The sequence below is a fragment of the Acidovorax sp. GW821-FHT10A04 genome, assembly GCF_059415825.1.
On record NZ_JBWKNZ010000014.1, the window covers coordinates 84,730 to 105,327 of the forward strand.

Consider the following 20,598-nt stretch of genomic DNA (forward strand, 5'->3'; position numbering starts at 1 on the left):
GGAGGTGGGGCCGCAATGCGCGCGGAAACAACAGGCCGGCATCTGGCGACGCGTTTGTCGCTGCCTTTTTCCGGCCGTTTCATATGCCCCCACAGGGCGTTTGGCGCGGCCGGTTATGGCCTGGCAAGAATATTGCTCAGGCCAGCCTTGAAAAAAAACGGATGAACATCAGATTTCTCCTGCGGCAGCGGTAGGCGCGGGTCGCTAGAATGAAATTCATGGCAACAAAACCACCTTCTCCCAAAGCCGCGCCGCCTGTCACCAGGCCTGCGCGGGATGACGGCGGTTCGGTCGTGCTGGAAAGACGCACGCAAAAGACCCAGCCCCCCCAGATGTACCAGGTGGTCATGCTCAATGACGACTACACCCCCATGGAGTTCGTGATCGTGGTGCTGCAGGAGTTTTTCAGCAAGGACCGGGAGCAGGCGACCCAGATCATGCTCAAGATCCACCTCGACGGCAAAGGCGTCTGCGGCGTGTATTCGCGCGACGTGGCCGCCACCAAGGTCGAGCAGGTGCTGGATGCGGCCCTCAAGGCGGGGCACCCGCTGCAATGTGTCAGTGAACCTGTTGAATAACAGGTTTTTCGTCCCGATCTACAGTTATCCATTCCACGCAAGCACAAAGGAGTTCACATGATTGCCCAAGAACTGGAAGTCAGCTTGCACATGGCCTTTGTTGAGGCCCGCCAGCAGCGCCACGAATTCATCACCGTGGAGCATCTGCTGCTTGCACTGCTCGATAACCCCAGCGCAGCGGAAGTGCTGCGCGCCTGTTCGGCCAACATCGACGATCTGCGTTCGTCGCTGTCGAACTTCATCAAGGACAACACGCCCCAGGTGGCAGGCACCGACGAGGTGGACACGCAGCCCACGCTGGGTTTCCAGCGTGTGATCCAGCGCGCCATCATGCACGTGCAGTCCACCGGCAACGGCAAGAAGGAAGTCACCGGCGCCAACGTGCTTGTGGCCATCTTCGGCGAGAAGGATTCGCACGCCGTGTACTACCTGCACCAGCAGGGCGTGACGCGCCTGGACGTGGTCAACTTCATTGCCCACGGCATCAAGAAGGGCGAGCCACCGGAACCCGCCAAGGCCGAGAACCAGGCCGAGGGCGAGGAGGGTGGGTCTGCCGAACGCAACGAGAAGGCCTCGCCTCTCGAGCAGTTCACGCAGAACCTGAACCAGGCCGCCAAGGATGGCAAGATCGATCCGCTGATCGGGCGCCACTATGAGGTGGAGCGCACCATCCAGATCCTGTGCCGCCGCCGCAAGAACAACCCGCTGCTGGTGGGCGAGGCGGGCGTGGGCAAGACCGCGATCGCCGAAGGCCTGGCCTGGCGCATCACGCAGAACGACGTGCCCGAGATCCTGGCCGAGGCCGTGGTGTACTCGCTCGACATGGGCGCGCTGCTGGCCGGCACCAAGTACCGCGGTGACTTCGAGCAGCGCCTGAAGGGCGTGCTCAAGTCGCTCAAGGACAAGCCCAACGCCATCCTGTTCATCGACGAGATCCACACCCTGATCGGTGCGGGCGCGGCCTCGGGCGGCACGCTCGATGCCTCCAACCTGCTCAAGCCGGCGCTCTCCAGCGGCCAGCTCAAGTGCATCGGCGCGACGACCTTCACCGAGTACCGTGGCATCTTCGAAAAGGACGCCGCGCTCTCGCGCCGCTTCCAGAAGGTGGACGTGGTCGAGCCCACGGTGGCCGAAACCATCGACATCCTCAAGGGCCTGAAGTCGCGCTTCGAGGAGCACCACAGCGTGAAGTACGCTGCAGCTGCCCTGCAGGCCGCGGCCGAGCTCAGCGCCAAGTACATCAATGACCGCCATCTGCCCGACAAGGCGATCGACGTCATCGACGAAGCCGGTGCTGCCCAGCGCATCATGGTGCCGAGCAAGCGCAAGAAGACCATCGGCAAGGCCGAGATCGAGGAGATCGTGGCCAAGATCGCGCGCATTCCGCCGGCCAACGTCTCCAACGACGACCGCGGCAAGCTGCAGACCCTGGAGCGTGACTTGAAGAGCGTGGTGTTCGGCCAGGACAAGGCCCTGGAAGTGCTCGCCAGCTCGGTGAAGATGGCACGCTCGGGCCTGGGCAAGGGCGACAAGCCGATCGGCTCGTTCCTGTTCAGCGGCCCCACGGGCGTGGGCAAGACCGAGGCCGCCAAGCAGCTGGCCTACATCATGGGCATCGAGCTCCTGCGCTTCGACATGTCGGAGTACATGGAGCGCCATGCCGTGAGCCGCCTGATCGGTGCGCCTCCAGGCTATGTCGGGTTCGACCAGGGCGGCCTGCTGACCGAAGCCATCACCAAGAAGCCGCACGCGGTGCTGCTGCTCGACGAGATCGAGAAGGCGCATCCGGACATCTTCAACGTGCTGCTGCAGGTCATGGACCATGGCACGCTGACGGACAACAACGGCCGCAAGGCCGACTTCCGCAACGTCCTGATCATCATGACGACGAACGCCGGCGCCGAGACCATGAACAAGGCGACGATCGGCTTCACCAACCCGCGCCAGGCGGGCGACGAGATGGGTGACATCAAGCGCCTGTTCACGCCCGAGTTCCGCAACCGGCTGGATGCCATCGTCAACTTCAAAGCGCTCGACGAGCAGATCATCCTGCGCGTGGTGGACAAGTTCCTGCTGCAGCTCGAAACCCAACTGGCCGAGAAGAAGGTGGAAGTCACCTTCACCGACACGCTGCGCAAGCACCTGGCCAAGAAGGGCTTCGATCCGCTGATGGGCGCTCGCCCGATGCAGCGCCTGATCCAGGACACCATCCGCCGCGCGCTGGCCGACGAACTGCTGTTCGGCCGCCTGACCGAAGGTGGTCGCCTCACGGTGGACATCGAAATGAAGGCCGACGACAAGGGTGTGGAGCAGCCGGAAGTGCTGCTCGATATCCAGCCCCTTCCCAAGAAGGAGCGCTCGGCCAAATCGGAGCCCACCGAGCCCGAAGAAGCCACGGCGGATTGACCCACTACCGGCCCCCGCCTGACCGAAGCCCGCAGCACCCGCTGCGGGCTTTTTTCATGGCGCTGCGAGCGGGCAAGGCGGCGACCAGCGCACCCGGCGTGCAGTCAGTCCGCGCCCGGTTTGCGGGGCATCGGCGCGCCCGCAACAGCACAGGCTATCACACGCTTTGTTGCATCAAAAAGAAAGGCTGATCAGTGTTTTCCTTCAGGATTGCGCCATGTTTCTTGGGTAGAGTGGCATGGAGCGCATCACATTAATCAAGGAGAAATTACATGAGCCAGAAAGTCGCGTACGTCACCGGGGGCATGGGGGGCATCGGAACGGCTATCTGCCAGCGCCTGCACAAGGAAGGCTTCAAGGTCATCGCCGGCTGCGGCCCGACGCGCGACCATGCCAAGTGGCTGGCCGAGCAAAAGGCGCTGGGCTACACGTTCCATGCGTCCGTGGGCAATGTGGGCGACTGGGACTCCACGGTCGAAGCCTTCACGAAATCCAAGGCCGAGCACGGCAGCATCGACGTGCTGGTGAACAATGCCGGCATCACGCGCGACCGCATGTTCCTCAAGATGTCCCGCGAGGACTGGGACGCCGTGATCGAGACCAACCTCAACAGCATGTTCAACGTCACCAAGCAGGTGGTGGCCGACATGGTGGAAAAGGGCTGGGGCCGCATCGTCAACATCAGCAGCGTGAACGGTGAAAAGGGCCAGGCCGGCCAGACCAACTACTCGGCCGCCAAGGCCGGCATGCACGGCTTCTCTATGGCCCTGGCACAGGAGCTGGCTACCAAGGGCGTGACGGTGAACACCGTGAGCCCGGGCTACATCGGCACCGACATGGTCAAGGCCATCCGCCCCGACGTGCTCGAAAAGATCGTCGCCACCGTTCCCGTCAAGCGCCTGGGCGAACCCAGCGAGATCGCCTCGATCATCGCCTGGCTGGCCTCGGAAGAAGGCGGCTACGCCACCGGCGCCGACTTCTCGGTCAACGGCGGCCTGCACATGGGCTGATCCATCCGCCAGCGACCGCGTTGTCGCCCGGAACGCAAAAACCCGCCTCGGCGGGTTTTTGTTTTTGCTTTCAGCGCAGCGGTTCTGGCCAGGCGCAGCAACGGAGCCAGAACCGCTTTGTTCAGGCCTCAGCCCACAAAACGCCCATTCGATCCCATGATGCCCAGATCGATGAACTTCGAACCCACAAACGGCGTACCGCCCGCGAAGTCGACCAGGAAGCCACCCATGTCGTTGTTGCGCATGCCGGCCAGTGCCGAGCGCAGCTTGGCGCGCGAGAGGTCGCGCCCGGCACGGTCCAGGCCGTCGACCAGCACACGCGCGTTGACATAGCCCTCGAAGCTGCGCGAGGAGAATTCCAGCTGGTTCACGGCGCGCATGGCGCGCTGGTAGTCGCGCACCAGGGCCACGCTGGTGCGCGTGGCATCGGGCATCACCATCGAGACGGCCAGGCCGCCGGCCTTGGCGCCCAGCTGGCGGATGTTCTCGCCGCTGAAGGCCACGCTGGTAGCGGCCAGCGGCGTGCTGGCCGAGACCTTGCGGAATTCGTTGACCAGCGCGGCGCTCACGTCGCCGGCCGTGCCCAGCAGCACGGTCATCGGCTTGGCGCCGACGGCCTGCTGCACCACCTGGGCCACCTGCTCGCCCTTGGCGTCGAGCTTGAAGGCCTTGGGGGCGGGCTGGTTGACGGCCTTGAGGGCGCTGTTCACGTCGGCCAGGAATTCACGGCCGAACACCGTGTCCTGGTAGACCACGGCCAGGTCGGTGATGCCCATGGCCACGAGCTTCTTGGCCAGGCGCTGGGCTTCGTCCGAGTAGCCGGCACGCACGTGGAAGACCGAGCGGTACTCGGCCTTGCGCAGCGAGGAGGCGCCGCTCTGGGGGGCCACATAGGGGATCTGCGCTTCGTCGACCAGCGGCATGATGCGCTGGTTGTTGGGCGTGCCCATGCACGACAGGAGCGCGGCCACATTGCCGTCGGCAATCAGCTTGCGCACGTTGTCTTCCGAGCGCGCGGGCTCGTAGCCGTCGTCCAGCGCCAGCAGGCGCAGCTCCCGGCCATGCGTGCCACCGCTGCGTGCATTCGCCTGGGCGATGCCGGCGTCCAGGCCCTGCTTGAGCTCCTTGCCCAGGCTGGCCAGGGGGCCCGTCAGGCCCAGCGAGCAACCGATGGTGACCGCCTTGGAGTCGATCGCGTCCTGGGGGCCCGCCCATGCCGAGGGATGGGCGAGCGAGAGGCCGGTGACGGTGGCAAGAAGGGACTGGGTGAACTGGCGACGTTGCATGGAAGGAGCGATGGATCGAAGAAGTGGGAGGGCGCTGCCACGGGATACCGTGGTGGCCAGGGGTCCTCGGTCGCACGGATAGCGCAACCATAGGGAAAACCCTTATTCTACCGATCAATCGTGACAAACGTCAAAAAGCGTTTCCTGGCAAGGGACAAGCGGCAGGTGCAGGGCGATGGGCGCACATCGCCTGGTCGCGGGTCCGCCGGGCCTGCTCAGCGCGCGCAACGCGCCAGGTAGGCATCCTCGAAGCGCTTGAGGTCGCTGCGCTCGCCCTCCGTCAGGTCCGTGCGCGCCTTCTTGAGGTTCAGGATCCGGCGCGATTCGGCGCATTGCTGGCCACGGCGGGCCTCGTCGGCCTCCGAGGCCTGCTGGGCCACCTGCTGCTGGCGGTCCTCCTCGCGCCGTTGCCGGCGGGCATCGCGCTGCTCCCGGTGGTACCGGGAGGAAGCCTCGCTTTCCTCCTCACGGCAGTCGCGCTCGAATTCGCGGCGCATGCCCTCCTGCACGTCCGCCTTGATTCCCCGGGAGTAGGCCGACCGCAGGGTGTCGGTCAAGCTACGGCAGCGTTCGCTCATGTACTGCTGGTGGTCCGGGGCGGGCGAGGAAGGTACCGAGCGGCTGGACGTGCGCTCGCTGCTGCGGTATTCGCTCGCCGTGGGGCCGGTCGATACCGAGGTGGTCTTCATGCCCTGGGGGCAGGCGCGCCACGAGGTGTAGTTGTTGCCGTTGTCGTCGCGGCAGGTGTAGCGCGTCTGGGCGCCGACTTCGGACGGCGCCAGGCCGCCCACGGCCGCCAGCACCAGGCCGGCACATGCGAGGCGCAGGGAGTGCAGGGTCCGCGCCGTGTTGTTTCCCGGATGGTGGTGGTGCATCCGCATTGCTGGTCTTCCTTTCCATGGATTGAATCCCGGTTGCCGGCGAGCGATTCGCCGTCCCACCGGGGGTGGGCAATGCATGGATTGTTGTGTGCCCAGGTCGTGCAGGCGTTCTCCGCCTTGTCCACCGGGGCACCCAGGCGCTTGACAAGGTGTCCACTGTGGTGACGGGTGACGGCGGCTCCGTTGGGGGCGCGATCACGCTGCCGGTGGCATGGGCCGGCGCAAGCGGGGAAGGGAGAGGGGGAAGGGGAACCCGCCCAAGGGGGCGAATGGGGGTGGTGCGAGCGGGCTATGAAGCCGCTGCGCAGAGGCCATCGCACTCAAGGCGGCGGCGCTCTGCGCTGAACGCAAAAAAACCCCGCTGTGGCGGGGCTTTCCTGCTGGAGTGGGTTGAACAGTAAAAAGAAGGGGCGGCCGGGGGAAATCCCGGGGGCTGCCACACCCTCAGAAGCGGGCTGGGGCGCGCTTGCGGTCGCGTTCGTCTTCGGGCCAGGCGGACAAGATTGCGGTGGTGTTCATGTTGGAAAACTCCTGTGATGTACCAACAACGCACCCGCTTGCCACCCGGTTGACAGCGTTCCGCAAAAAAATGCAACCCAAAATCAAAAAATTTCCAGGACCAAAATGCTTCAAAAAATATAGCATCAAATTCAAGCCAGCCAATATGTAAGTCCTGGAAACAGGGGCAATGTATTACAGGGTTTTACAACTTAGGCGCCGGCGACCGTCGAAATTTCTTCGAGCGCCGATGAAATTTCCAGCCAACGTTCTTCGAGCTGCGCCGTCTCGTCGTGGCCGGCCTTGAGCCGGCGGCCGCATTCGGCGATCTCGGCGGGGGGCAGGGCTTCGGTGAGCTGCTGCTCCAGACCTGCCCGCTCGGACGCCAGGGCGGCCAACCGCTTGTCGATCTGTTCGAGCTCTTTTTTCAGAGGACGGGTCTTTTCGGCCAACTGCTGGCGGCTCTGGGCATCGAGCTTGCGCTGGTCGCGGGCACCGGCGGCCGGTGCCGCTGCCTTGGCGGGGCTCGGTGCTGCGGCCGCAGGTGCCGGCGCTGGTGCCGCGGCCACTGCTGCCGGGGTGACCGCGGTCGCTGCCGCTGCCGCCTTCATGGCGGCCGCCTCGGCCTGGCGCGAGAACTCGCGCAGGCGCTTGGCCTCCTCGAGCAGGTAGCGCTGGTAGTCGTCCAGGTCGCCGTCGAACGGGCCGACGACGCCGCGGCCCACGAGCCAGAACTCGTCGCAGACCGCGCGCAGCAGGGCCCGGTCGTGGCTGACCAGCATCACGGTGCCCTCGAACTCGTTGAGCGCCATGGACAGCGCCTCGCGCGTGGCCAGGTCCAGGTGGTTCGTGGGTTCGTCCAGCAGCAGCAGGTTGGGGCGCTGCCAGACCATCATGGCCAGCACCAGGCGGGCTTTTTCGCCACCGCTCATGGTGCCTACGGCCTGCTTGACCATGTCGCCGCTGAAGTTGAAGCTGCCCAGGAAGCTGCGCAGGTCCTGCTCGCGCGTGGACTCGCGGGCGTTGGCGCCCATTTCGCGCGCCAGGCGGATCATGTGCTCCAGCGGGTTCTCGCCGGGGCGCAGCACGTCCAGCTCCTGCTGGGCGAAGTAGCCGATGGACAGGCCCTTGCCCTCGGTCACGGTGCCCGCAATGGGCGCCATCTCGCGGGCGATGGTCTTGACCAGCGTGGACTTGCCCTGGCCGTTGGCGCCCAGGATACCGATGCGCTGGCCGGCCAGCACCGACTTGCTCACGCCGGTGAGGATGGTCTTGACCTCGTCGTCGGTGGTGTAGCCGAAGGCGGCGTCGCTGATCGCCAGCATCGGGTTGGGCAGGTTGACCGGCTCCTTGAACTCGAAGGTGAAATCGGCCTCGGCCAGCAGTGGCGCAACCTTTTCCATGCGCTCCAGGGCCTTGACGCGGCTTTGCGCCTGCTTGGCCTTGCTGGCCTTGGCCTTGAAGCGGTCGATGAACTTCTGCAGGTGGGCGATCTTGTCCTGCTGCTTGGAGAACGCAGCCTGCTGCAATTCCATCTGCTGCGCGCGCAGTTCCTCGAACTTGCTGTAGTTGCCGCCAAAGCGGTTGAGCTTGGCGCTGTCGATCTGCAGGGTGACGTTGGTGACGGCGTCCAGGAATTCGCGGTCATGGCTGATCACGATCATGGTGCCGGCGTACTTTTTGAGCCAGGCTTCGAGCCAGACCAGGGCGTCCAGGTCCAGGTGGTTGGTGGGTTCGTCGAGCAGCAGCAGGTCCGACGGGCACATCAGCGCGCGCGCCAGCTGCAGGCGCATGCGCCAGCCGCCCGAGAAGCTGTTGACCGGGCGCTCAAGTTCGTGCGACTGGAACCCCAGGCCCAGGATCAGCGCCTGTGCGCGTGGCACAGCGTCGTGGTCGCCGGCGTCGGCCAGGTCGGTGTAGACCTGGGCAATGGCCATGCCGTGGTCGGCATCGTCGTGCGCGGCGTCGCTCTGGTCGAGCTGCGCCAGCTGGGTGTGCAGCTCGGCCAGGCGCGTGTCGCCGGCCAGCACGAAGGCAGTGGCCGTCTCATCGGTCTCGGGCATGTTCTGCGCGACCTGTGCCATGCGCCACTGGCGCGGGATGGAAAAGTCGCCACCATCCTCGTGCAGGCTGCCGTTGAGCAGCGCGAACAGCGTGGACTTGCCGGCGCCGTTGCGGCCCACGAGTCCGACCTTCTCGCCCGGGTTCAGGGTCACGGAAACGCTGTCCAGCAGCACCTTGGCGCCGCGCCGCAGCACGATGTTCTTCAGGTTGATCATTCAGTACTCAATCACGGCGCCCCGGCTGCATCGTGCAGCGCGAGGCCCAGGTAAACCAGGTTGGGGATCGGGTGATCCTTGAAAGGGGCAATGGGGCCGAACCCCATCTGCCGGTACAGCGCCAGCGCGCCTTGGTTGTGGCTCCAGGTGCTGATGCCGGCGCGGTCGTAACCCGCACCAGCGCATTGCTGCACCAGGGCCCGTGTCAGCTCACGGGCAATGCCCTGGCCGCGTGCGCCTTCGCGCACGTACAGCCGCTTGATCTCGGCCAGGCCCGCCACCTCTGTCGGGGCGAACGCACCGCAGGCCGTGAGCACGCCCTGCCAATAGGCCAGGACCGCGCCACCGGCAGGGTGGGCATACCTGCCCGGCAAGGCCGCCATGTCCGCCCAGATGCTGCTCTGGCCGGCGTTGGCATGGTCGCGCTGCGCATATTCGAGCAGCAGTTCCTTGAAATGCCGCCAACCGTCTTCGGTCTCGACTGCGATGATCTGCAGCATGCTCGGTTTCCAGTGTCTGCGGTGGTGCCTTTCCGGGGCAGCGACACCCCTAGCAACCCGGTATTGTCGCCGATACCGGGGAAACCCTGTAGGTGTGCCTCTACGGAGCGGCCGCTGCCACCTCGTACCAGGCCCAGCCCTCGTGCTTGCCCAGCAGACGCAGGCGGGGGTTCTCGCCCAGCTCGAAGATGCCGGCGTTGCCCACCACCACCTGGGCGCCGGCCTGGGCGAAGTCGAAACGCCGCGGGTCCACCAGCACCCGCACGGTGTCGGGCGTGGGGTTCACCACCCGGTAGGCCGCCGGGGCCGGCATGGTTTCCTGCACGAAGGTCAGGTGCTGGTAGCGGTTCACCGTGTCCTGCTCCCCTGCGGGCAGGTGCATGCCACGCCAGACGCTGGGCTGGGGGTAGTAGAAGACGCCGTTCACCATGGGCACGCCGGCGGCCGCCAGGGCCATGGCATTGGAGGTGCTGGGCAGCAGGGCCAGCACGCGCCGGGGCGTGGCCTTGCCGTCGGCCCCGGCCGGGCCCGTGACATAGCGCTGCACGGTCTCGTTGAGCGCCACATGGGAGGGTGCCAGGGCCACGGGGTTGAAGTCGACCGTGGCGGCCACGTACACCACGGCGGTGAGGGCGATGGAATGCGCCACCTTGCCCTGCACTAGCCAGTAGGCCATGAGCCCGACGGCCACCGCCATGCTGGCCAGCAGGGTGGCGCTCAGGCCGGGGTGGAAGTCCTCGGGGATGCCCGCCATGGCCAGCGCGGCCACCGCGGCGCTGAGCAGGCCCAGCACCACGGGCGCGGTGCGCCGTGGTGCCGCTGCCGGCGCGGGCAGGCAGGCCAACACCAGCAGGCAGGCCAGGCCCAACGCCAGGTCGATGCGCGACGACGACACGTAGTGCCAGAACATCGCCTTGGACAGGGCCAGCGGTATGCCCCAGACGCCGAACACCACCGTGAACACCGTGAACAGCGCGCAGGCCGCCACCACCCAGCGGTGGGGGCCCCGGCTGCGCGCCTGCTGCAGGCACAGGAACCAGATGGCCAGCAGCAGCAGCAGGTACGAGCCGAACTCGCTCTCGTTGAAGACGCTGTTTTGCAGGTTGGACAGCGTATCGGCATTGCCGAAGCCGCGCAGCAGCACCAGGATGGACAGGTCGCCGCCGCGCAGCGCAGCACGCTGGCCCGGATAGACCGTGTTGCGCATGGCCGAGATGGCCTCGCGGGCATCGTGCCACCAGAAGTAGAGCAGGGCCGCCATGACCGCCACGGCCAGTGCAAAGGCCAGCGGCGTGAGGCGTCCCCAGGCGATCTGGCGGCGGTTGTCGGCCAGCCAGGCCGCGAGCACCAGCGCGTACAGCGTGGCCACGGTGATCTGCCAGGGCGGGTAGAGCACCAGCGCGAATCCGGCCAGGAACCAGCCCAGCGCCAGGGCCAGCCCCCACAGGCGGGGGCCCGCCCTGTGGCGCAGCATGAGCAGGGTGGCGGCCAGTGCCCCCGAGGGGAAGAACACCACGTACAGCGGCCAGTGGGACCAGCCGGCCGCGTAGGGCGCCACGCAGAACACGGCCGACAGCGCCAGGTTGCGGCCCGGGCGCCCGGGTGCCAGCACCTCGAGCAGCCACCACAGCGCCAGCAGGCAGGCGAAGAACGGGAAGTACCAGTACCAGGCCAGGGCCTTGTCCAGCGGCAGGGCGAAGAAGCCCCAGGTCGCCGGGCGTGCGAGGGCCGAGACATGCCATACGGGCACGCCCGTCATGCCGATGACCATCATGTTCTGGCCATCCAGGCCCAGATGGCGGTTGATGACGGGAAACGGCGGCTCGTGGTTGGCCTGGGCGAGGGCGCTGGCGGTGACCACCATCCAGTCGTCGGAACGCACGCCGCGCGGCTGGCCCGCCACATGGGTCATGGCACTGTCCGGCGACAGGAATGGGTGCGGGCCCTGGTCCGTGCGGCCCAGCAGCAACTCCAGCGACGAACCCGTGGCCCCGATGCCCACCAGCACCAGGAAGATGCCCGCGATGCCGCCAGCCACCGCCCGGCGGTGGCCACCGACCCAGGTGCCCAGGCGCGCCTGCAGGCCCCCGGAGCCGGGGAGCAGCAGCAGCGCAATGGCGCCGGCCACGGCGGCGGCGATCACCCAGTGCCGCCCGGGGGTATCGGGGCCCTGGACCTTGCCAGCGGCGGGAGAGGAGGCCTGGACGTCGAAGCGCCCACCATCCTCGAAGCGGGCGATCACCGAGACCGGCTGCTCGCCGCCCGCAAGGTAGCGCGGGTAGCGCAGCTCGAGCGTGAATTCGAGAGCGATGCGGTCGCCGTCCTGGAAATGGACCCCGACGGACGGGCGGGTCTTGCGCTCGGGCACGGCGATGCGCTTTTCGGCATCACCGACGCGCACCAGGAAGTCCTTGGGCAGGCGCTGGTTCTGCGAGTCATAGCACCAGCCGGTGATGCGCACCATGCTCTTGGTGGCGTCGTATTCCACCGTGTCGATGAAGCCGTAGGTGCCGGGCGGCAGGGGTTGCTGTGCCCATGCCCCCAGCGGCAGCAACAGTGCCAGGGTGACAGCCAGGAGCATGCCCCAGGCGCTCGCCAGCCATCCCCCGGCCCCTGCGGCGCCGGACTTGGGCCGCTGGCGAAGGGCCGCGCTCATCGGGATGCCGCCACCGTCACCACGATGCCCGACATGATCAGGGCCGTGCCGACGAAATACCCCGGCGCGAAACGTTCGCCAAAGAAGAAGCGGCTGGCCAGCGGCACGACGATGAAGGCCAGCGCCATGAAGGGATAGACCTTGCCCAGCTCGGCCTTGCGAAGGATCAGCACCCAGCCGATGGAGGTGATTCCGTACAGCACCATGGTGGCAAAGAACACGGCCAGGGTCTCGATGGCGAAGAAGCTGCCGGTCTTGTTCATGGAATTGGCGCTGACCTTGAACAGGATCTGGCCGATGGCAATGCCCATCACGCAAAGGATGGTCAGAAGATAGACGTACATGGATCGGGATCTCGGGTGGGGAGGATCGGGCAGGGGCCCGGCGATGTTAAAGGAGGCGCAGGGCGTAGCGCTCGGACAGGGTCGTGGCCATGGTGTAGATCGAGACCAGGGCGAAGGTGGCCGTGAGCACGTTGGCCACGGTCCGGTGGGTGGGCGAGGCCGCCTGGCCCATGGGGCCCAGCGCCGTAGCGGCCAGCACGGCGGGCACGATGAAGTAGCGGCCCTGGACGCCGCTGATGATGGCCACCGGGTGGTCGTTCCAGCTGATGGCCAGGGCCAGGAAGACCAGGACGCCACTGGCCAGCGCCACGAACAGGAGCAGCGCACGGGCAGCTGCATCGCGCCGCAGCCAGCGCGTCGACCCGACGGTAGCGGCCAGCGCAACCGCCAGGCCATACCAGACGGCTTCCATCGCATCCTTGGTGATGGAAGCATCGAGCCAGCCCATCATGCCGACGAAGGAATAGGCGTAGAAGTACCCGGTCTCGCCGTCCAGCAGCGTACCGAGGACGAGGCGGGCGAACCCGAGTGGATCCTGCAGGTAGATCGCCAGGATCTCGAGGGTCGCATGGTTGCGCACCAGGCGCGCGTCCGCCGTGGTGGCAATGCCGTAGAGCGTCCAGCCGCCACAGGCCACGCACAGCGCGATCCAGGCCAGCAGGTGCGCGGCCGAAAACCTGCGCACCAGCAGCCACAGGGGCAGCAGCAGCAAGGGGGCCAGATTGACGCGGGAAGTCACAAGCAGGAAGGTGCAGGCATAGAGCGCACACTCCTGCAGCAGGTTCGCGTCGCTGCGCGGGGCCATGCAGCGCACCGAGAACAGCGCGGCCAGCAGCAGCGCTGCGGCGATGCTCAGCCCGTCGATGGTGGGCGAGATGATCTGGAACATGGCCATGGGCATCAGCACCAGCACCCGCACCAGCAGGTTGGGCGTGAACAGCCGCCAGGCCCAGGCGGTCAGGCCCAGCGCGGTGGCTGCCACCAGCAGGCGCGTCAGCTCGTAGCTTGCGCGCATCGACAGGTCGAGGGCGCGCGCGGTGCGCAGGCCCAGCGCGTGGGGCAGGTAGATGAAGGGCGCGTAGTAGCCGGTGCCCACGGCGTTGACGAACTGGTCCTTGTGCGCCCAGTGCTCGCCGGAGGCCTGGGCCATGAGCGCGCTGGCCGAAGCGGTGGGGTCGCGCTCGGAGCCGGAGATCGTCCGCATGCGCAACGTGAACGCCATGAAGTTGCGGTCCACGTAGCCGCCCTGGTTGCCGGCTTCGTCCGGCTCATCCTTGCGCAGGGTCCACTGGCCGTGGGCGATCATGTCGGCACGCAGCAGGTGCACATTCTCATCGGGCGACTGGAAGGCCGGTACCAGCCGCATCAGGCACCATGCCACCACGAGCGCGAGCAGCAAGCCGCCCGCCAGCACAGGCAGGCCTGCCGTGTGCAGGTCGAGGCGGGGTTTCAGGTGGCGCGCCCCGGTGCGCGCGGCGGTGGCCGTAACGGAAGCACCCATCCCTCTCAGCCGTTCTTGCCGAGATCGATCTTCCTGTGCAGCACCTTGTGCAGCGGCCTTTGGGGCACCGAGGCGATGTCATGGCCGATGAAGGCCAGCAGCAGTTGCAGACCGGCGATGACAGGCAGGGCGGCGAGCATCACGGTGCCGGCCGACGAGTAGGCCTGGTGGGTGCTGGAGCTGATCCAGTGCAACAGGCCAAAGCAGGTGCCAAAGCCCAGCATCAGCAGCCCCAGCGGCAGCTCGATGGAGGCCAGCGACATGTCGCGCAGGTAGTAGTTGTAGAAGATGCGCTTGCTGAAGTTGCGCAGGTGCTTGACCGTGAACTCGGGCAGGATCTTGCTGATCTTGAGGTTGCTTTCCTCGTCGGCGTAGTGGGCGTTCATGGGCACGTCCACCACCACCGCGCGCAGGGTGTTCAGGCGAAACAGCATGTCCGTCTCGAAGAAGTACCTGCGGCTGATCTTGTCGAACGGCAAATGGCTGGCCACGCGCGCATGGATGGCGGTGTAGCCGTTGGTCGGGTCGAACACCTGCCAGTAGCCCGACGAGATCTTGGTCAAAAAAGACAGGGCCGCATTGCCGAAGATGCGCATGCGCGGCATCTGGTGGATCTCTTCGAGGTCGAAGAAGCGGTTGCCCTTGGTGTAGTCGGCTTCGCCGCTCAGGATGGGGGCGATGAAGCCGGGCAAAAGGCGCGGGTCCATCTGGCCGTCGCCGTCGACCTTGACGATGACGTCGTAGCCGGCCTCGATGGCACGGCGGTAGCCGTGCATCACGGCCCCGCCCACACCCAGGTTCTCGGGGTTGAAGACCACCTGCACACGCGGATCGGTGCAGTGCTGCTGGACGAAGGCGCCGGAGTTGACAGGGCACTTGTCGTCCACCGCGAAGATGCCCTGCACCTCGGGGCCGATACGCTCGATGACGCCCAGCACATGGGCGGTGACCTTGTAGCAGGGAATGACCACGGCGACACGCGCGGGTGCCGGGGAAACCGAGAGTGCCAGCGGGACCGTGGTCGCCAGGGGGGAGGAGATGCCGTTCATGCCTTGACCAGTGCCTCCCGCGTGATGAGCAGCACCTGGTCTTCACCGGCGCTGGTATCGATCCAGTACACCGGCAGGCGCGGGAAGGCGGCTTCGAAGTGCGCGCGCTCGTTGCCGATCTCCAGCAGCAGCACGGCGTTCTCGCTCATGCGCGCGGGCGCGTCCTGGAGCAACTGGCGGATGAAGTCCATGCCATCGCTGCCACCGGCCAGGGCCAGTTCGGGCTCGGCCCGGTACTCGGCTGGCAACTGCGCCATGCTGCTGGCGTTGACATAGGGGGGATTGCACAGGATCAGATCCCAGGGGCCGGGCAGGGCCGCGAGGCCGTCCGACAGCTGCAGCGTGATGCGCTCCGAAAGGCCATGGCGATCCACGTTGATGCGGGCCACCTCCAGGGCATCGGGCGAGATGTCGGCGCCGGTCACGGTGATCTCGGGCCAGGCCATGGCTGCCAGCACGGCCAGGCTGCCGTTGCCGGTGCACAGGTCCAGCACCCGCTGCGTGTGTTCGCCCAGGAATTCGTCCACGCTGCCGTCGGCCAGCAGCTCGGCGATGAAGCTGCGCGGCACGATGGCGCGCTCGTCCACATAGAAGGACACACCCTGCAGCCAGGCCTCGCGCGTGAGGTAGGCCGCGGGCTTGCGGGTGTCGACGCGCTCCTGCAGCAGGGCCTGCACCTGTGCCAACTGCTCGGCCGTGACATCCTGGGCACCCACTGCGTCGGCGTCGTCCGAGAGGTCGCTGTCCAGCGGCAGGCCCAGGCGCCACAGCACCAGCCAGGCGGCTTCGTCGTGCGCGTTGGCGGTACCGTGGCCGAATGAAAGGCCCGCCGAGGCGAGCAGGGCGGCTGCGGACTGCACCACGGCACCCACGGTGCCTCCGGTCAGCGCCGCGCTCATGCGCTCACCGCCGCAGCCGCCAGGGCCTGGGCATGCAGGTTGTCGAGGGTGCGGCGGTAGATGTGGGTGAGCGGCTCGATGTCGGCCACCACGATGTGTTCGTCGATCTTGTGGATGCTGGCGTTCGGTGGCCCCAGTTCGATCACCTGGGGGCAGACCTGGGCGATGAAGCGCCCGTCGCTGGTGCCGCCCGTGGTGGACAGCTCGGTGGTGATGCCGGTTTCGGCCAGGATGGCCTGCTGCACGGCCGTGACCAGTTCGCCCGGCGTGGTCAGGAAGGGCTGGCCGCCCAGGGTCCAGCGCAGTTCATAGTCCAGGCCATGGGCGTCGAGCACCGCATGCACGCGCTGCTTGAGGCCCTCGGCCGTGGATTCGGTGGAGAAGCGGAAGTTGAAGTCCCATACCACCTCGCCGGGGATGATGTTGGTGGCGCCCGTGCCGCCGTGCACGTTGCTGACCTGCCAGCTGGTGGGCGGGAAGAAATCGTTGCCCCGGTCCCATTCGGTCGCGGCCAGTTCGGCCAGCGCCGGCAGGGCCTGGTGGATGGGGTTGCGCGCCAGTTGCGGGTAGGCGATGTGGCCCTGGATGCCGCGCACCGAGAGCTTGCCCGAGAGCGTGCCGCGCCGGCCGTTCTTGATCATGTCGCCGGTGCGCTCGACCGAGGTGGGCTCGCCCACGATGCAGTAGTCCAGGCGCTCGCCGCGCGCGCTGAGCTGCTCGACCACGACCTTGGTGCCATCCACCGACGGACCTTCCTCGTCGCTGGTCAGCAGCAGGGCCAGGGTGACCGCGGGATCGGGGGTCGCGGCCAGGAAGTCCTCCACAGCCACCACGAAGGCAGCGATCGAGGTCTTCATGTCGCTGGCGCCACGGCCAAAGAGCTTGCCATCGCGGTGCGTGGGCACGAAGGGGTCGCTGCTCCACTGGTCCAGCGGACCGGTGGGCACCACGTCGGTGTGGCCGGCAAACACCAGGGTCTTGGCCGCTGCACCACCCGCTCCCGGGCGCCGCGCCCAGAGGTTGCTCACGCGGAAGTTGTCGGGGCCGCTGTCGATGCGCTCGCACACGAAACCCAGGGGGTCGAGCCGTGCTGCCAGCACCTCCAGGCAACCCGCGTCGTCGGGGGTGATGGAGGGCAGGGAGATCAGCTGTTCGGCCAGGTGCAGGGTACGGGACATCGCAGGAAGAAAAAACAAGGACAAAAAAAACAGGGGAAAAGGGGGAGCGCCGCGCGCTCGTGCCTCAGGCGGCCGGCTTCACGTCGAGCACGATCTCGGTGAACGAAGGCATGTCGTCGGGCGTGTCGCGCGACTCCTTCTGCGCCTTGGCGGTGTTGGCGGCCAGGGAGAAGTCGTTCTGCAGGCGCCACATCAGGTTGGTGGGCGAATCGGCGAAGGCCATGCCTTCCTTCTTGTCGATGCGCTTGTCGATGATCAGGCGCGCCAGATCCTCCTCGAAGGTCTGCGAGCCCTCGGCCATGGATTTTTCCATGGCTTCCTTCACGCCACCGAAGTCGCCCTTTTCGATCAGGTCGGACACCAGCTTGGTGTTGAGCATGACCTCCACGGCCGGCACGCGGCCCCCGTCCAGGGTGCGCACCAGGCGCTGCGAGATCACGGCCTTGAGCGCCGAGGCCAGGTCGCCGAGCATGGTCGGGCGCACTTCCACGGGGTAGAAGGACAGGATGCGGTTGAGCGCGTGGTAGCTGTTGTTGCCGTGCAGCGTGGCCAGGCACAAGTGGCCCGACTGCGCATAGGCAATGGCCGCGGACATGGTCTCGCGGTCGCGGATTTCGCCGATCAGGATCACGTCGGGTGCCTGGCGCAGCGCGTTCTTCAGCGCCGTCTGCAGCGACTGGGTGTCGCTGCCGATCTCACGCTGGTTGACGATGGATTTCTTGTTGCGGAACTGGTACTCGACCGGGTCCTCGATGGTGAGGATGTGGCCGGTGAGCACTTCGTTGCGGCTGTCGATCATGGACGCCAGCGAGGTGCTCTTGCCCGAGCCCGTGGCACCCACCATGAGGATCAGACCGCGCTTTTCCATGATCAGCTCGGGCAGCACGGAGGGCAGGCCCAGCGAGTTGATCTCGGGGATCTGCTGCGAGATGAAGCGGATCACCACCGCATAGCTGCCGCGCTGGCGCATGGCGCTGATACGAAAGCGCCCCACGCCCGAGAGCGGCACACCCATGTTGAGTTCGCCGGTTTCCTCCAGCTCCTCGATGCGGTCGGGCGGAACGATCTCGGACAGCAGGTTGCGCGGCGCATCCGGTGGCAGGATCTGGTTGTTGATCGGCACGCACTCGCCGTTGATCTTGATCAGCGCCGGGGCATTGGCCGACAGGTAGACGTCCGATGCCTTCTTTTCGCTCATCAGGCGAAGAATCCGCTCCATCGTGCTCATGGTGTTTCCCCTCTTGTTCGTTGGTGGGCCGGCGCTGGCCGCGTGTGCGTGCTTATCGGTGGCCGCAGGACTCGATCAGTCGCGCAGCAGGTCGTTGATGCTGGTCTTGGAGCGGGTCTGCGCGTCCACCTGCTTGACGATGATGGCAGCATACATGCTGTAGGGCGCGCCATTGGCCGCCGTCTTGGGCAGGTTGCCGCTGACCACCACCGAGCCAGAGGGCACGCGGCCATAGCTGATCTCGCCCGTGGCACGGTTGAAGATGGGGGTGCTCTGGCCCAGGTACACACCCATGCCCAGCACCGAGTGCTCTTCGACGACCACGCCTTCGACCACTTCGGAGCGCGCGCCGATGAAGCAGTTGTCCTCGATGATGGTGGGACCGGCCTGCAGCGGCTCCAGCACGCCGCCGATGCCCACGCCACCCGACAGGTGCACGTTGGCGCCGATCTGGGCGCACGAGCCCACGGTGGCCCAGGTGTCGACCATGGTGCCTTCGCCCACGTAGGCGCCGATGTTCACGTACGAGGGCATCAGGATCGCGCCCTTGGCGATGAAGCTGCCGCGGCGGGCCACGGCCGGAGGCACCACGCGCACGCCGGTGGCCTTCATCTCTTCTTCGTTCAGGTGGGCGAACTTGGTCTGCACCTTGTCATAGAAGCCCAGGTCGCCGGCTTTGACGACTTCGTTGTCCTTGAGGCGGAACGACAGCAGCACGGCCTTCTTGATCCACTGGTGCACCGTCCACTGGCCCACGCCCTGGCGGGTGGCCACGCGCAGCGTGCCATTGTTGAGTTCGGCGATCACGTGCTCGACGGCATCGGCCACTTCCTTGGGGGCGGCTGCGGGCGAGATGGTGGCGCGGTTTTCCCACGCGGCGTCGATGATGTTCTGGAGTTGTTGGGTCATGGATGTCAGACAGTACGGGATTGGATGAATTGGACGATGCGCATTGCGGCCTCCACGCATTCTTCGGCCTCGGCCACCAGGGCCATGCGCACGCGCTGGGCGCCGGGATTGAAGCCACCGGACTCGCGGGCCAGGTAGCTGCCCGGCAGCACGGTGACATTGTATTGAGCCAGAAGCTCGCGGGCGAACTCGGCGTCGGTCATTCGCAAGGCGTCGGGCACCTTGGCCCACAGGTAGAAGCCCGCGTCGGGCAGCGCCACGTCCATCACGCCCGCCAGCAGCGGCGTGACCTGGGCGAACTTCTTGCGGTAGAGGGCGCGGTTTTCGGTCACATGCTGCTCGTCGCCCCAGGCGGCGATGCTGGCGGCCTGCACCACCGGGCTCATGGCGCTGCCATGGTAGGTGCGGTACAGCAGAAAGGCCTTGATCAGCGCTGCATCGCCGGCCACGAAGCCGCTGCGCAGCCCGGGCACGTTGCTGCGCTTGGACAGGCTGGTGAAGGAGATCAGGTTCTGGAAGTCCTTGCGCCCGGCCTGGATGGCGGCCTGCAGGCCGCTCAGCGGCGGCTCGTCGCGGAAATAGATCTCGCTGTAGCACTCGTCCGAGGCAATGGTGAAGCCATGGCGGTCGCTCAAGGCGAAGAGCTTTTGCCATTCGTTGAGCGGCATCACGGCGCCCGTGGGGTTGCCCGGCGAGCACACGAAGAGCAGCTGCGTGCGTTTCCAGACCTCGGTCGGCACGCTGTCCCAGTCCACGGCGAAGTTGCGCGCCGGGTCGCTTGGCGCGTAGTAGGGTGTGGCGCCCGAGAGCAGGGCCGCGCCTTCATAGATCTGGTAGAAGGGATTGGGGCAGACCACCACCGGGTCGGGCTGGGTCGGGTCGACGACGGTCTGGGCAAAGGCGAACAGCGCCTCGCGCGAGCCGTTGATGGGCAGCACCTGGCTGCCCGCGTCCAGCGTCAGCGCGTAGCGCTTGTGCAGCCAGGCGGTGAAGGCCTCGCGCAGGCGCGGCTCGCCGGCCGTGGCCGGGTAGCTCGCCAGGCCATTGAGGTTGTTACTGAGTGCGTCCTTGATGAACTGCGGCGTTGGATGGCGCGGCTCCCCCATGCCCAGGCTGATGGGGGAATACTGGGCCGGAGGCACCACTGCGGCAAAGAGCTTTCGCAGCCGCTCGAACGGGTAGGGCTGCAGGTGGGAGAGCAGGGGGTTCATGGGCCATCATTATGGGTGATGCCGTACCCGCCGCCTCACGGGCTGCCGACCGCTCGCACCGCTGATGTGCCCCGGGGCACATCCCCTATCGCAAACCCTTGGGTGGCGCCGCTTGTCAATCCGGCGTAAGGCCCATGCCTAGTATGGTTGCGAAGCCCCGGAGCGCGATCACGGTCCGGGATCAC

17 protein-coding genes are annotated in these 20,598 nt (G+C 66.6%); 3 read left to right on the forward strand and 14 right to left on the reverse strand.

Annotation, left to right across the window (positions count from 1 at the left end; translation table 11 throughout):
- Positions 1-136: 136 nt before the first annotated feature.
- Positions 137-349 carry a hypothetical protein gene (locus AC07PF_RS25325; protein WP_494613759.1) on the reverse strand — a complete coding sequence of 71 codons (213 nt, stop codon included), beginning with the start codon at positions 347-349 and terminating at the stop codon, positions 137-139.
- Here AC07PF_RS25325 and clpS point away from each other — a divergent pair.
- The 3 genes from clpS to phbB all read left to right on the forward strand — a co-directional run bounded on the left by clpS (position 294) and on the right by phbB (position 3,994).
- The gene (clpS, locus tag AC07PF_RS25330) at positions 294-578 is read left to right on the forward strand and encodes an ATP-dependent Clp protease adapter ClpS (RefSeq protein WP_008904804.1); all 285 of its coding nucleotides are present in this window, start codon (positions 294-296) and stop codon (positions 576-578) included. The genes AC07PF_RS25325 and clpS overlap by 56 nt on opposite strands.
- A 57-nt stretch (positions 579-635) precedes the next feature.
- Entirely contained in the window at positions 636-2,984 is a 2,349-nt protein-coding gene (gene clpA, locus AC07PF_RS25335) for an ATP-dependent Clp protease ATP-binding subunit ClpA (RefSeq protein ID WP_007855170.1), read from the forward strand.
- Between the two features lie 272 nt (positions 2,985-3,256).
- A complete protein-coding gene (gene phbB, locus AC07PF_RS25340; RefSeq protein WP_007855172.1) occupies positions 3,257-3,994 on the forward strand; it encodes an acetoacetyl-CoA reductase in 738 nt (245 codons plus the stop codon).
- A gap of 128 nt (positions 3,995-4,122) precedes the next feature.
- Here phbB and AC07PF_RS25345 read toward each other — a convergent pair whose 3' ends face one another.
- From AC07PF_RS25345 to dapC, 13 genes are all read right to left on the reverse strand, one after another.
- The gene (locus tag AC07PF_RS25345; RefSeq protein WP_494613696.1) at positions 4,123-5,280 is read right to left on the reverse strand and encodes an ABC transporter substrate-binding protein; all 1,158 of its coding nucleotides are present in this window, start codon (positions 5,278-5,280) and stop codon (positions 4,123-4,125) included.
- A gap of 215 nt (positions 5,281-5,495) precedes the next feature.
- Complete coding sequence (locus tag AC07PF_RS25350; RefSeq protein ID WP_494613697.1) at positions 5,496-6,155, reverse strand: hypothetical protein; 660 nt, start codon at positions 6,153-6,155, stop codon at positions 5,496-5,498.
- A 716-nt stretch (positions 6,156-6,871) separates the two neighbouring features.
- Complete coding sequence (locus AC07PF_RS25355) at positions 6,872-8,938, reverse strand: ABC-F family ATP-binding cassette domain-containing protein (RefSeq protein WP_494613698.1); 2,067 nt, start codon at positions 8,936-8,938, stop codon at positions 6,872-6,874.
- Between the two features lie 11 nt (positions 8,939-8,949).
- A complete protein-coding gene (locus AC07PF_RS25360; protein WP_145696744.1) occupies positions 8,950-9,438 on the reverse strand; it encodes a GNAT family N-acetyltransferase in 489 nt (162 codons plus the stop codon).
- Positions 9,439-9,538: 100 nt separating this feature from the next.
- Entirely contained in the window at positions 9,539-12,094 is a 2,556-nt protein-coding gene (locus AC07PF_RS25365; RefSeq protein ID WP_007855187.1) for a DUF7657 domain-containing protein, read from the reverse strand.
- Positions 12,091-12,438, reverse strand: a complete 348-nt coding sequence (locus AC07PF_RS25370; RefSeq protein ID WP_007855194.1) for a DMT family transporter — start codon at positions 12,436-12,438, stop codon at positions 12,091-12,093. Before AC07PF_RS25370 ends, AC07PF_RS25365 begins: the two co-directional genes overlap by 4 nt.
- A gap of 46 nt (positions 12,439-12,484) precedes the next feature.
- Entirely contained in the window at positions 12,485-13,939 is a 1,455-nt protein-coding gene (locus tag AC07PF_RS25375) for a DUF2142 domain-containing protein (RefSeq protein ID WP_007855196.1), read from the reverse strand.
- Between the two features lie 5 nt (positions 13,940-13,944).
- Positions 13,945-14,988, reverse strand: coding sequence for a glycosyltransferase family 2 protein (locus tag AC07PF_RS25380; protein ID WP_494613699.1), 1,044 nt, complete (start codon positions 14,986-14,988; stop codon positions 13,945-13,947).
- Positions 14,985-15,887 (reverse strand): 50S ribosomal protein L3 N(5)-glutamine methyltransferase, encoded by a 903-nt coding sequence (prmB, locus tag AC07PF_RS25385; protein WP_494613700.1) that lies wholly within the window; start codon positions 15,885-15,887, stop codon positions 14,985-14,987. The genes AC07PF_RS25380 and prmB overlap by 4 nt, the downstream gene beginning before the upstream one ends.
- Positions 15,884-17,065 carry a succinyl-diaminopimelate desuccinylase gene (gene dapE / locus AC07PF_RS25390; protein WP_494613701.1) on the reverse strand — a complete coding sequence of 394 codons (1,182 nt, stop codon included), beginning with the start codon at positions 17,063-17,065 and terminating at the stop codon, positions 15,884-15,886. The genes prmB and dapE overlap by 4 nt, the downstream gene beginning before the upstream one ends.
- Positions 17,066-17,129: 64 nt before the next feature.
- A complete protein-coding gene (locus tag AC07PF_RS25395) occupies positions 17,130-18,293 on the reverse strand; it encodes a PilT/PilU family type 4a pilus ATPase (protein ID WP_007855201.1) in 1,164 nt (387 codons plus the stop codon).
- Between the two features lie 75 nt (positions 18,294-18,368).
- On the reverse strand, positions 18,369-19,202 hold the full coding sequence (gene dapD, locus AC07PF_RS25400) for a 2,3,4,5-tetrahydropyridine-2,6-dicarboxylate N-succinyltransferase (protein WP_494607149.1): 834 nt from the start codon (positions 19,200-19,202) through the stop codon (positions 18,369-18,371).
- A gap of 5 nt (positions 19,203-19,207) precedes the next feature.
- Positions 19,208-20,413, reverse strand: coding sequence for a succinyldiaminopimelate transaminase (gene dapC, locus AC07PF_RS25405; RefSeq protein ID WP_494607147.1), 1,206 nt, complete (start codon positions 20,411-20,413; stop codon positions 19,208-19,210).
- Positions 20,414-20,598: the final 185 nt, after the last annotated feature.

What these genes read in the sequence shown, in the direction of transcription:
- AC07PF_RS25375 (WP_007855196.1), bottom strand. Translation starts at nt 13,939, where the DNA reads ATGGGTGCTTCCGTTACGGCCACCGCCGCGCGCACCGGGGCGCGCCAC.
- AC07PF_RS25345 (WP_494613696.1), bottom strand. Translation starts at nt 5,280, where the DNA reads ATGCAACGTCGCCAGTTCACCCAGTCCCTTCTTGCCACCGTCACCGGC.
- AC07PF_RS25325 (WP_494613759.1), bottom strand. Translation starts at nt 349, where the DNA reads ATGACCACCTGGTACATCTGGGGGGGCTGGGTCTTTTGCGTGCGTCTT.
- dapE (WP_494613701.1), bottom strand. Translation starts at nt 17,065, where the DNA reads ATGTCCCGTACCCTGCACCTGGCCGAACAGCTGATCTCCCTGCCCTCC.
- AC07PF_RS25395 (WP_007855201.1), bottom strand. Translation starts at nt 18,293, where the DNA reads ATGAGCACGATGGAGCGGATTCTTCGCCTGATGAGCGAAAAGAAGGCA.
- dapD (WP_494607149.1), bottom strand. Translation starts at nt 19,202, where the DNA reads ATGACCCAACAACTCCAGAACATCATCGACGCCGCGTGGGAAAACCGC.
- dapC (WP_494607147.1), bottom strand. Translation starts at nt 20,413, where the DNA reads ATGAACCCCCTGCTCTCCCACCTGCAGCCCTACCCGTTCGAGCGGCTG.
- AC07PF_RS25355 (WP_494613698.1), bottom strand. Translation starts at nt 8,938, where the DNA reads ATGATCAACCTGAAGAACATCGTGCTGCGGCGCGGCGCCAAGGTGCTG.
- AC07PF_RS25380 (WP_494613699.1), bottom strand. Translation starts at nt 14,988, where the DNA reads ATGAACGGCATCTCCTCCCCCCTGGCGACCACGGTCCCGCTGGCACTC.
- clpA (WP_007855170.1), top strand. Translation starts at nt 636, where the DNA reads ATGATTGCCCAAGAACTGGAAGTCAGCTTGCACATGGCCTTTGTTGAG.
- AC07PF_RS25370 (WP_007855194.1), bottom strand. Translation starts at nt 12,438, where the DNA reads ATGTACGTCTATCTTCTGACCATCCTTTGCGTGATGGGCATTGCCATC.
- AC07PF_RS25360 (WP_145696744.1), bottom strand. Translation starts at nt 9,438, where the DNA reads ATGCTGCAGATCATCGCAGTCGAGACCGAAGACGGTTGGCGGCATTTC.
- prmB (WP_494613700.1), bottom strand. Translation starts at nt 15,887, where the DNA reads ATGAGCGCGGCGCTGACCGGAGGCACCGTGGGTGCCGTGGTGCAGTCC.
- AC07PF_RS25350 (WP_494613697.1), bottom strand. Translation starts at nt 6,155, where the DNA reads ATGCACCACCACCATCCGGGAAACAACACGGCGCGGACCCTGCACTCC.
- AC07PF_RS25365 (WP_007855187.1), bottom strand. Translation starts at nt 12,094, where the DNA reads ATGAGCGCGGCCCTTCGCCAGCGGCCCAAGTCCGGCGCCGCAGGGGCC.
- phbB (WP_007855172.1), top strand. Translation starts at nt 3,257, where the DNA reads ATGAGCCAGAAAGTCGCGTACGTCACCGGGGGCATGGGGGGCATCGGA.